This window comes from Nitrospirota bacterium (assembly GCA_016219645.1).
Taxonomy (GTDB): domain Bacteria; phylum Nitrospirota; class Nitrospiria; order Nitrospirales; family Nitrospiraceae; genus Palsa-1315.
This window is the reverse complement of the sequence record JACRLR010000010.1, coordinates 157,236-168,205: the sequence shown is the minus strand read 5'-3', so window position 1 is coordinate 168,205 and position 10,970 is coordinate 157,236. Positions and strand designations below refer to the sequence as shown.

The window sequence follows — 10,970 nt, the reverse complement described above, 5'->3', positions numbered from 1 at the left end:
ACCCAGTTCACTCGCATCTCGCGGCGGGAGATCAAGCGGGTGCAGACGATGCTCAACGATCGGCCACGGAAAATTCTGAACTGGCAGAGTCCGGCCTACGTCTTTCACCACCTGTTGCGCTAGGATCTTGAATGCACACTGGAACCATTTCCCGGTGCATTCCTGACCCGGTACTGACCCCTAGAACTTATTTTGGGAAAGAGTGCTCCCGACCACTTTGTTTGCATTTAGGCATTCTTATTTTCCAAAGTATCGATCGCTTGTTTAATTACTGCCGCCCGCAAACGGCTTAAATGCTCTACACCGAGTAGATGTTGGAGGTGACTCAATATACGATCAGGAGCGACTCTTTCATTCAGACTTGCTTCCTCTTTCGGAAGGCCAAGCACGTCAGAGAAGATCTGATACATCTGTTTGACTTCGCGGGATCGCGCCTCGCCAACAGGCAAGGTGTTGAGGATAATGTTGCTCGCACCAAATCTTATAAAGAGCATCTTCGAATGGGGTAATCTTGTCTTTCAAATCCTTTGTTATCCAGGCCAAGAACGATCGACGGATATCTGCAAGATCGCCAGAGAACTTCAAGCTCTCTTTGGTGGGTCCGTTTTGGAATAGTTCAGTGAGACCCTGTTGCATTCTCGTAATGTACTGCTCGGAGAACTGAACGTGCTTGTCGAAGGCCACATTTGCCATGTGAGAAGTAGTGCCGAGATTGAATAGTTGCTGCTTCTCTAGAAGTTCCAGCGCTCTCTCGTGGGCTGCCTGGTCGCGAACGATCTGATAAAGGACAGCAATTAACGCACCAACACCAGGAAGGCTAATGATTCCTCGAAGAATATCCGTAGTCGGCAATGTCCACGCAGCGACGAACGAAAGAATCAGCACACCAGCCGCGAGAGTATAAACTTGCCAAGATCTCCGCATCATTTCGGCTTTACGTCTGACCGTTGCTTCGCTTCTTTAACGGGTATGGGGTCAATGACCCATCTCTTTCCCCGTCGGCTGAAACGCTTTGGGTAGCTTACTCAAGAGCACCACAAACCTCAAGAAAGCGGTTAGCCAAGACGGTGGGCGTCTCCATATTTGCGCGCAGACTCAAATATGGGTCGTTGGATGTTGCGTATTCCCCCGCCTGCTTCACTAGACACGCGGTAAGCCCTTCCTCTATACGCCTCCAGTCACTGTCTGTGTAGTCTTTCGTCTCCGGCAACGAGCGAAGTTGGGTTACAAGCCCTGCAGCGGTTTTCTCAAACGTATGGTTCTCAATGATCTCTCGTAAATAGCTGCCGTTTGTCTTGGCAGGTTTAAACAAGACGGCACTTGCAATGGCTGCTAGAAATGCCACGAGCAAGAGATACCCAAACCGACGCCACCGCACTGCCGATATTTTCTGACGCATTGAGTTAGCGAGGCTCACGCACTTTTCCCTGAGGCTCAACTATTAAGTCCGCTAGAGCCTACCCGTACGCATAGCAAGGCAGTCTCATCAATCTGTTGTGGGCAAGTCTACTGCGTAGTCCAATACGTATCTACTGCTCACCATCAGAATGGTCTGTCCAAGCTCGCTCGTTACCCCGCTCTTGGAAGGGCGACTTCCAGTGGTCCTCCACTGCGCGCGTCGAACGACCACCGTTTTATCGTGGGGGTTCCGCGAGCACAGAGGATTACTGGAACCGCCCTTCACCTCTCATGCTCCGGGAGCAGTGGGCCACACTAATTTTCTTAATCGCTCTTTTCCCCTCCGCAGGGGGTGGCCTGGCTGAGCCCCCCACACTGCGCGCATCGGACGAGCACTGTTTCATCGTGCGCGTTCTGCGAGCACAGGGGGCTCACCAGGCCACCCCCCTCGCCCTTGACTGCCCTTTCCCCCGGCTCCTATAATCACCTGGAAATTCGCTACAACCATCTGATTCAGCGGCGAAAATGGCAGAGCTCACCCATTTTAACGAGTCAGGGCGCGCGCGGATGGTCGATGTCAGCGCCAAAAATTCGACCGAGAGAGTCGCGACCGCTCAGGCTATAGTTTTTCTCCAGCCAGAAACCCTTGAAAAGATTCAGCGGGGTAAGATTGCCAAGGGTGACGTGTTGGCTGTGGCACAGGTCGCAGGCGTGATGGGGGCTAAGAGGACTCCGGACCTCATTCCCATGTGCCATCCGATTCTTCTCACCGCTGTTGATATCTCCTTCAAAGAAGAACCTCAGCCAGATCGCGAAGGTCGTTGTTCGATCACCATCATTGCGACCATCAAGACGACTGGACCGACCGGGGTGGAAATGGAAGCGATGACGGCTGCCTCAGTGGCCGCTCTCACGATCTACGACATGTGTAAAGCGGTTGATCGCGGGATGAGTTTCAGCGACATCAGCCTTTTAGCGAAGTCTGGTGGGAAGTCTGGCACCTATATAAGGAAATGATGAATGAGGAATGTGGAATGAGAAATATCGCCAGGGGGTTAGTCCAAATTCCACATTTCACATTCCTCACTCCACATTATTGAATTCATGGTCACGGTCAAACTATTCGGCATGACCAAGTCATTGGCTGGGAATCAGGATTCTCTCACCACGACAATGTCAAATGGGCAGAAAGTGAAAGATTTGGTTGAGCTTCTTGAGGTAGGGTATCCGATGATTGGGGAGCTCATCCATAAGAAGAAAATCCTGGTGTCGGTAAACCAGGAAATCGCCCATGAGGAGACGGATATTCGAGAGGGTGATGAGGTAGCGCTGTTGCCTCCATTTGCCGGTGGAGCACCAATGGATCCGGTCAGCAATGATATCCAGCTTGTCCGTGTGCAACGGGAGGATTTTTCTGTCGACGCTGTGATCAATCTGGTGCGAGGCAAGTCGAAGCGCATCGGCGGCATTGCGACATTTCTGGGTATTGCCCGTGATCGCTCGAAAGGGCGTGATATCGATCGCATTACCTTCGAGCATTACGAAGGAATGGCCCAAACCAAGCTGCGCGAGATCCGCGAGCAGGCGTTAAAGGATTTCGACATCATCGAGGTCGCGATCCTGCACCGGTATGGAGAAATCGGCATCGGCGACAACATCGTGCTGATAGTCGTGGGGGCGGAGCATCGGGCCGAGGCGTTCCGTGCCTGTGAATGGGCGATCGCTGAGTTGAAACGCATAACGCCGATCTGGAAACGCGAACACACGCCGGAAGGCGAAGTTTGGGTGGAGGAACACCCCTAAAGACGTGAGGCGTGAGGGGTAGGGGATATAAAGGGGTAAAAGGCAAATCGCAGGGCATGAGCGAATTATCAAAAGATAGCGTTGCCGATGTGTTTGGCCGGCCGTTGCGGAGTTTGCGGTTGTCCGTGACGGATCGATGCAATCTCCGCTGCAAGTACTGTATGCCGGAACAGGACTATGTCTGGTTACCGCGGGAGGATGTGCTGACGTATGAAGAAATGGCAACGCTGACGGGCTGTTTTACCGATCTGGGTGTCGATCGGGTGCGGCTGACCGGTGGAGAGCCATTGCTTCGACGAGACTTGCCTCGACTGATTCGCCTGCTGCTCCAAAACCGGCTGGTGACAGAAATCGCATTGACGACGAATGGGATTCTTCTGGCAGAACAGGCTGAGGCTCTGTATGAAGCAGGGCTTCACCGTGTCACGATCAGCCTCGATACGTTGAGGCCGGAACGATTTCGTCAACTCACCCGCCGGGATGAGTATGCCCGCGTGATGGAGGGGATTGAGTCGGTCGGCCGTGCGGGGTTCACCGGCCTGAAACTCGATACGGTGGCGATTCGGGGGTTCAATGACGATGAGCTGGTCGCACTGATCGAGTTTGCCAAACAGGTGCAGGCGGAGGTTCGATTCATCGAGTATATGGACGTCGGGGGTGCGAACGATTGGTCTCAACAGCAAGTATTTTCTCGAGCTGAGATGCTCACTCTGCTGAGCAGGTACTATGGGGTAATCGAGCCGATACCTGAGCGGGGAGCTGCGCCGGCTCAGCGATATCTATTGTCGGATGGAACGACCTTCGGGATTATTCCTTCGACGACCACACCGTTCTGCGCCACCTGCGATCGTAGCCGGGTGACCGCCGACGGCATGTGGTATCGCTGTCTGTATGCGACCACAGGTACAGACCTCCGAACGCCCCTCCGTGCCGGTGCAGCGGCGGACGAGATGCGGGTCTTGCTCCGTGCCGGCTGGGAAGGCCGCAGCGACCGAGGCGCAGAAGAGCGCAGAGCCCTTGAACGTGACGGGTTACGTGTTGGGGGGCTCATCGGTATTGAGAAACTTCGTGAAAATCCACATCTCGAAATGCATGCTCGAGGCGGCTGACGATCCATCTGGTCGGCGATACCAATGGCCTAGCCCGCATTATTCATGACGGTTCGTCGCGAAATCACTGAGCCGCGTCGCGAGAGCGGCGCACGGAGCTCCGAGAACCCGAGGCGTACTCGCGCAGTACGTTGAGGGTCCGAGGGGCGAGCCCGCCGACCGAAGGCTTGTCGCAGCAGCGGATCGGCGATTGCAGCAGAAGTGTTCATGAATAATGCGGGCTGGGGCGAATTCCTGTCGATGCTCCCATGTTGGAAACTGAATTCCTTACCCTGTTAGGCCTTGGGTTGGTGCTGGGGCTCCGTCACGCGCTGGACACGGACCACCTGGCTGCCGTCTCTACGGTGCTCGCACAACGGCCCTCGCTTCGTGCTTCCGGCCTGATTGGATTGAGCTGGGGACTCGGACATACAGTGGTGTTGTTGCTGGTCGGAGCGATGGTACTGGTGCTCCAGGTGCAAATTCCCGAACCCTTCGCCCTGGCGGCGGAGTTTGGTGTCGGTGCCATGCTCGTGCTTCTGGGTGGCATGCTCGGAATGCGGTTGGTCCGGGAACGCTGGCATCTCCATACACATGACCATGACGGTGAACAGCATGTACATCTGCATAGTCATGCGTTGGCTGAGAATCACCGGCACGGACATTGGTGGCGTGATTCCGTTCGACCGTTCTGTATCGGTATGGCCCATGGCTTGGCTGGGTCGGCGGCCCTGCTGTTGATCGTGCTGTCGTCCGTGCAGTCTGTATCGGAGGGGCTGACCTATATTGCAGTGTTCGGACTTGGCTCAATTATGGGGATGATGCTGGTTGGGATAGCCGTGAGCCTTCCGGTATTGTGGTCACTGAGCCTCGGGCGCCCCGTCTTTCTGGCAGTCCAGGGGCTGGCGAGTCTCGGAAGCGTTGGCGTCGGACTCATGATGATGTTTCACATCGCCATGGGCAGTCGGCACTTCTGACGCGCAACTCGTACCTTCCTCGACAGGAAATCTACGTGCGTCACAAGGGTCGCTATGGTATTCTACCGGCGTCGTCACCCGTCGTTCGTGAAGCGTCGTTCGTCTCTCGTCAGAAGAAAAGAGCGTATGGCTTATGGCCGATAGCAAGATCGTAGAGCAAGGACAGAATTGTCTTTGTTCGTGGCATATGCCATTAGCTATCAGCTCCGCCTTCCTACGAGATACGCTTCACGATTCACGTTTCCCGGATGGCGGGAGTCACGCCGGCGAGCTAGGAGGAATGCAACATGGCCTGGTTTAAAAAACAGAAGACGGCTGAGGTTGAAGCTCCAAAACGATCCAAGATATCGGAAGGTATGTGGCTCAAGTGTAACCATTGCCGAGAAATCGTCTATCGGAAAGAAGTTGAGCGCAATAATAAAGTATGCCCGAAGTGTGATTATCATTTTCCGATTTCTGTTATGGAGCGTATAGCACTCTTGGTCGACCTCGGGACGTACAAAGAGTGGGATGCGGAGCTTAGCCCGCAAGACCCACTGAATTTTCAGGATTCGAAATCGTACAAGGACCGTGTGAAGGAACACCAGGAGAAGACCGGGCGAAAAGATGCCATGATGATCGGTGAAGGGATGATGAACGGCCGTCGTGTGGTGCTCTGTGTGTTCGACTTCAGCTTTATGGGTGGTAGTATGGGATCGGTCGTCGGGGAAAAAATCTGTAGGGCGATCGATCGCGCCCTGGAGAGCAGATTGCCGGTCATTTTGGTCACGACTTCGGGAGGAGCCAGGATGCAAGAGGGGATTCTCTCTCTCATGCAGATGGCAAAAACCTCTGCCGCTGTCGCCAAGCTGGGCGAAGCCAAACTTCCCTTTGTGTGCCTGTTAGCCGATCCGACCTTTGGGGGAGTCACTGCCAGCGTTGCCATGCTGGGCGATGTGATTCTGGCCGAACCGAAAGCGCTGATCGGCTTTGCCGGCCCCCGCGTGATTGAGCAGACTATAAAGCAGCAGTTGCCGGATCAGTTTCAGCGAGCGGAGTTCCTGTTAGAGCACGGCATGATCGATATGATCGTGGAGCGCAAACAGCTGAAAGACACCCTCAGCACTCTCGTCGCCCACTTTTAACCCGCATTATTCACGAGGGTTCGTGACGAAACCGCTGAGACGCGTCGTGAGACGGGCAAGCGCAGGCGGGAAGGAGGGAAGCATACTTGAACAGTATGTTGACCGACTGAGTGGCGAGCACGCCCGTCGGAACAGCGTATCGGCGGTTGTAGTAGAAGCCTTCGTGAATAATGCGGGTTAAGACTGGGCCCTCCATGAAGAATTCTGGTTAGTCTCCATCCTGCCTGGTTACACCATGACCTATTCCTCTGCCGTGACCTATCTGTACAGTCTACAAAAGCATGGCATCAAACTGGGTCTTGCGACGATGAAGGAGTTAATGGTGCGACTCGGGATGCCACAGACCCGATACCGTGCGCTGCACATCGCCGGGACAAATGGGAAAGGGTCTACTGCGGCCATAGTTGCTGCTGTGTTGCAGGCCGCTGGGTATCGAGTGGGGCTCTATACCTCGCCTCATCTGGTGGAGTTCCGAGAACGAATCCGTGTGAATGGCGACATGATTGATGAATCTCAGGTGGCTCTCTTGACCGAACAACTGAAGACCCTCTGTGGTGAGGAGCTGTCGCCGACATTTTTCGAATACACAACGGCGATGGCGTTTCAGCATTTTGCCGATTCAGGGGTCGACGTGGCAGTGATAGAGGTCGGTTTGGGGGGACGATTTGATGCGACCAACATCGTCATGCCCATGGCCTCTGCAGTCACGACGATTGCCTTCGACCATCAGGAATATTTGGGCAGTACGCTCGCATCGATCGCCTTCGAGAAGGCCGGTGTCATCAAGTCCGGGGTACCGGTGGTGGTGGGCCGGCTCGAAGATGAGGCATGGCGGACTATCGAAAAGGTGGCGAGGGAGAGAGAGGCCCCGCTGGTTCGTCTGGATGAAGAGTTTCGCACAGAAGGAGAGACCCCCAGGCGATTTTCCTATCGTGGTCTTGGCATGCAATATGATGGATTAAATTGTGCCCTGGAGGGCCGCCATCAGCTTGATAATGCCGCCTGTGCGCTGGCGCTGTTGGAAGCGGCAGCACCCCAAGGGATTCTTGTCACAGAAGAGGCGGTACGATCGGGCTTGGGTCTGGTCGATTGGGCAGGGCGATTGGAAGTTGTCGATCGGCGGCCGACGATCCTGCTGGATGGCGCGCACAATCCTGCCGCGGCTAAGGCTTTGGCCGACTACCTCCTGCGCTCTGACCGGTTCCGTCTGTTCCGCCCTGTAGTGCTTGTGTTGGGAATGATGCGGGACAAGAACCATCGAGGCTTTGTCGAACCGCTCAGGGATCTTGTCGATGAGGTAGTATTGACGCAGTCGGATCTCCCACGCGCTGCAACTGCTCAGGAACTTCGAACCTCAACTGGGGGGCTGCTGCCTCACCCGTATGTAGTGCCGTCGGTGACTGATGCGATGGCGCTTGCCAATCAGCTAGCCACGCCTGACGGTTTGGTCTGTGTCACGGGCTCGCTCATGCTTGTCGGAGAGTGTAAGGCATGGTTTCGTGGCTGTGGGCTCTCGCCGCTTCGTGGCTGATATGGCAGGCATCGCGATGCGGCTGGGGATGTGTCTGGTCGGTTGGCTGATGCTGGGGATCCTCTTTCCACTTGCAGGGGGTGCCGAAGGGAATGGGGGAAGTTCCTCAGCGACGACGACCTCCGCTGGTGCGCCACCGCTCGATATCACGGCAGAAAGAATTGATTATCTCCAGGAACAAGAAATCTATGAAGCCGATGGCTCAGTCATGGTCACCCAGGGCACCTTGCGGCTGACGGCCGATCACATAACGATCCAGGCTTTGCCGGGCATTTTGATTGCCACGGGCCACGTTCGACTTACTGATCCCAAAGCTGATCTCGTGACCGAACGGTTGGAACTCAACGTAAATACCGAGGCCGGGGTGGTCACACACGGACGAGTGTATCTCAAGCCCACAAATACTTCGGTGGAGGGGGGGCTCCTGCAGCGGTTTTCCGAAGAGCACTATCGGGTAAAGGCGGGCCGCTTTACGAACTGCGATGCGCAGAAGGGTGAGACCCCGGCATGGCGGTTTACATTCAAGGATCTTGACCTCAAGGTCGGCGACAGTGTGGCGTTTACCGGTGCATGGTTTTGTGTGAATGATGTCCCGGTGATCCCTATTCCCACGTTGACATATCCGCTCTCGAAGCGACAAACAGGGTTTCTCATTCCTACTGTCGGGTACAACAATCGTTTCGGGATGCACGCCCAAGAAAGCTTTTTTTGGGCCATTAATCCTAGTCAGGACCTGACGGCCTCCCCGTTCTACTACTCGAAACTCGGGTATGGCAGCGATTTCAAGTATCGGTATGTGTTGGACCGGCAATCTCGCGGGCAGTGGCTCGTCACTGCTTTACAGCAGACAGAGCTTCCGGATGTGGCCGGCGTGGATCCGACGGGACAGGATGCGAAGCAGACTCGGGCTCTGATCACCGGGACCCATACACAGCAATTTACGCCGGACTTGTCGCTGCGAGCGAAAGCGTTCTATGTAACGGACGCAAGCTTTCTCCAGCAATTGAGCAACTCGGGAGTCGCGCGGGCAGCTCCCAGCGTCGAATCGAATCTCTTGGCGAACCAGCGGCTGGCCTACGGAAACACATATCTGCTCGGTCAATACCTGCTACCGTTGCAATCAGGAGGAGCGGATACGTTTCAGCGTCTGCCGGAAGTCGGCTACAGTCTCCCGAACAGCTCCTTGTTCAATTCGCCGATTTTGCTGGGTGCGGAAACAAATTTTGTGAACTTCTATCGTGAACAGGGATTTACCCAGAATCGAATCGACATTCTACCGGGATTGTCGACAGGTGTCCTGAATTTCGGCCACATCGTGGGTCTGACTCCTCAGGTCAAGCTGCGCGAGGTCTACTACACGCACGGGGTACAGAATTCTGAAAGCCAGCACCGAGAGACTTTTTGGGCGGGGCTAGATGCGACATCGAAGCTGAGCCGCCGCTTCGGAATGAGCGAGGGCAATACCTTGCTGCACACCATGGAGCCTAGCGTCATCTATGAATATGTCCCGCCGACCACTCAGGAGAAAATTACTCAGATCGATCAGGTCGACAATCTACCGAAGAAAAATCTGGTGACCTATATGCTCCGCAATCGGCTGTTGGAGCAAGAAGGAAACCGCAGCTTTAATTGGCTCGATCTCACGCTGGCTCAGAGCTGGCAGGTCGGGGGCGTGCAGACGCAGGCACGCAATTTCACACCTGGAGTGAATCCCACCTTCGGAAACGCGGAACAGCCGTTACAGCCGGCGACTACGGCGGTCGAGGGGAAGAAATTTTCTGATCTTTGGCTGCGGGCGGTGATCGGCAACACGGCTCCTCAGTTCACTCAGTCTCAGTCGGAGAGTGCCGCGCCTGGCCAAGGTGTTGGGGGTGGTCTCGGTCAGCCGCCTGCCATTAACCAGTATCTGACCATCGATGCGTTTTTCGATCCTTACCGGTCGTCAGTGAGCCAATTCAATACCGATTTTCGGGTTCAGCAGTCCAACTACTGGTATCTCCAAGTGGGGCAGCGTTTCACGCAGGAAGGTAATCGTGCACAGCGTGGAGACCTGTGGAATCCCATTTCATTTAGTCAGGTCTACGCCCCAAGCGACGAGATTGAATTTGTCACAGCGACAGGAGCGTTTCGCACTCCCTGGGGCTGGACGGTCGGCGCGAAGGGCTATTACGATGTGAAAAACGGCAGAAGCCCGGAGTACGACATCGTCGGCCTCTATCAAAACCCATGCAAGTGCTGGTCGCTGGGGCTCTTTTATGTGCAGTTTCCCGATCGCACTCAGTACTTCTTCATGTTGAGCCTGACCGGGATCGGCTGGACGGACAGCTACGGCACAGCCGTGGTTCGAAGTATCCTCAGTCCACTGCTGATCGGTGAGAAGGGTCTACCGTGGGCGTCGCCTGGAGGGCCGTATGGGAGCCCACAGACAGGGATGCCCCAACCCGGAATGGATGGGACTGGTCGATGAACAAATCTTTGCGCGTGATGCGCGAGACTGGCGGGATACGCGCGACGGGTTGGAAGGATAACGGTTCGAGGTCCGAAGTTTCCGGAACTTCGAACCAGGAATTGTGAACTTCCTGTCTCGCGAGGCGTGCACTTCTCGCCGATCCATTGGATTTGACTCCTCGAAGAGGGCTGGTATACGATGCCAACACGGTTATTTATTATGTGCTGAGCGAAGGAGGGCTGTGACGTGGCTGGTGATGCACTGAAGGTTGAAGATGCAACGTGGGATGCAGAGGTCATGAAGGCGTCCGAACTTGTGATGGTAGACTTTTGGGCTGTTTGGTGCGGCCCTTGCCAGATGGTCGCTCCAATCATTGAAGAACTAGGTAAAGAATATGCAGGAAAGATGAAAGTACGGAAACTGAACACCGATGAAAACCCGGAAGTCGCTGGCCGCTATCAAGTCATGAGTATCCCGACGATTTTGTTTTTCAAGAACGGGCAAGTCGTTGAGAAACTCGTTGGGGCCAGGCCCAAGCGGCAGTTCAAGGAAATGATTGATTCACTGCTGGCGCAACCAGCCGGGTCAGCCTAGGGATTA

The 10,970-nt window shown here is 55.1% G+C and carries 10 protein-coding genes; 9 read left to right on the top strand and 1 reads right to left on the bottom strand.

What is annotated here, in order from left to right; genetic code table 11:
• A partial coding sequence (locus tag HZB34_03040; protein ID MBI5314926.1) for an IS30 family transposase occupies positions 1-123 on the top strand: 123 nt, incomplete at its 5' end.
• A 267-nt stretch (positions 124-390) separates the two neighbouring features.
• Here HZB34_03040 and HZB34_03035 read toward each other — a convergent pair.
• Positions 391-927 (bottom strand): hypothetical protein, encoded by a 537-nt coding sequence (locus HZB34_03035; GenBank protein MBI5314925.1) that lies wholly within the window; start codon positions 925-927, stop codon positions 391-393.
• A 996-nt stretch (positions 928-1,923) separates the two neighbouring features.
• Between HZB34_03035 and moaC the strand changes: the two genes are divergently transcribed.
• The 8 genes from moaC to trxA all read left to right on the top strand — a co-directional run bounded on the left by moaC (position 1,924) and on the right by trxA (position 10,964).
• Positions 1,924-2,415, top strand: coding sequence for a cyclic pyranopterin monophosphate synthase MoaC (moaC, locus tag HZB34_03030; protein ID MBI5314924.1), 492 nt, complete (start codon positions 1,924-1,926; stop codon positions 2,413-2,415).
• 87 nt (positions 2,416-2,502) lie between these two features.
• Entirely contained in the window at positions 2,503-3,201 is a 699-nt protein-coding gene (locus HZB34_03025; GenBank protein MBI5314923.1) for a molybdenum cofactor biosynthesis protein MoaE, read from the top strand.
• A 56-nt stretch (positions 3,202-3,257) separates the two neighbouring features.
• Positions 3,258-4,310 (top strand): GTP 3',8-cyclase MoaA, encoded by a 1,053-nt coding sequence (gene moaA / locus HZB34_03020; GenBank protein MBI5314922.1) that lies wholly within the window; start codon positions 3,258-3,260, stop codon positions 4,308-4,310.
• Between the two features lie 248 nt (positions 4,311-4,558).
• Positions 4,559-5,266, top strand: a complete 708-nt coding sequence (locus tag HZB34_03015; GenBank protein ID MBI5314921.1) for an urease accessory protein UreH — start codon at positions 4,559-4,561, stop codon at positions 5,264-5,266.
• A gap of 287 nt (positions 5,267-5,553) precedes the next feature.
• Positions 5,554-6,390 (top strand): acetyl-CoA carboxylase carboxyltransferase subunit beta, encoded by an 837-nt coding sequence (locus HZB34_03010; protein ID MBI5314920.1) that lies wholly within the window; start codon positions 5,554-5,556, stop codon positions 6,388-6,390.
• A 235-nt stretch (positions 6,391-6,625) separates the two neighbouring features.
• Positions 6,626-7,921, top strand: a complete 1,296-nt coding sequence (locus HZB34_03005) for a bifunctional folylpolyglutamate synthase/dihydrofolate synthase (GenBank protein ID MBI5314919.1) — start codon at positions 6,626-6,628, stop codon at positions 7,919-7,921.
• Positions 7,890-10,388, top strand: a complete 2,499-nt coding sequence (locus tag HZB34_03000) for an LPS-assembly protein LptD (GenBank protein ID MBI5314918.1) — start codon at positions 7,890-7,892, stop codon at positions 10,386-10,388. The genes HZB34_03005 and HZB34_03000 overlap by 32 nt, the downstream gene beginning before the upstream one ends.
• A gap of 228 nt (positions 10,389-10,616) precedes the next feature.
• Positions 10,617-10,964 (top strand): thioredoxin, encoded by a 348-nt coding sequence (gene trxA, locus HZB34_02995; GenBank protein MBI5314917.1) that lies wholly within the window; start codon positions 10,617-10,619, stop codon positions 10,962-10,964.
• Positions 10,965-10,970 lie beyond the last annotated feature (6 nt).

Excerpts from the sequence above, each read along its gene's own strand:
- HZB34_03035 (MBI5314925.1), bottom strand. The coding sequence starts at position 927 with ATGATGCGGAGATCTTGGCAAGTTTATACTCTCGCGGCTGGTGTGCTG.
- moaC (MBI5314924.1), top strand. The coding sequence starts at position 1,924 with ATGGCAGAGCTCACCCATTTTAACGAGTCAGGGCGCGCGCGGATGGTC.
- HZB34_03025 (MBI5314923.1), top strand. The coding sequence starts at position 2,503 with ATGGTCACGGTCAAACTATTCGGCATGACCAAGTCATTGGCTGGGAAT.
- moaA (MBI5314922.1), top strand. The coding sequence starts at position 3,258 with ATGAGCGAATTATCAAAAGATAGCGTTGCCGATGTGTTTGGCCGGCCG.
- HZB34_03015 (MBI5314921.1), top strand. The coding sequence starts at position 4,559 with ATGTTGGAAACTGAATTCCTTACCCTGTTAGGCCTTGGGTTGGTGCTG.
- HZB34_03010 (MBI5314920.1), top strand. The coding sequence starts at position 5,554 with ATGGCCTGGTTTAAAAAACAGAAGACGGCTGAGGTTGAAGCTCCAAAA.
- HZB34_03005 (MBI5314919.1), top strand. The coding sequence starts at position 6,626 with ATGACCTATTCCTCTGCCGTGACCTATCTGTACAGTCTACAAAAGCAT.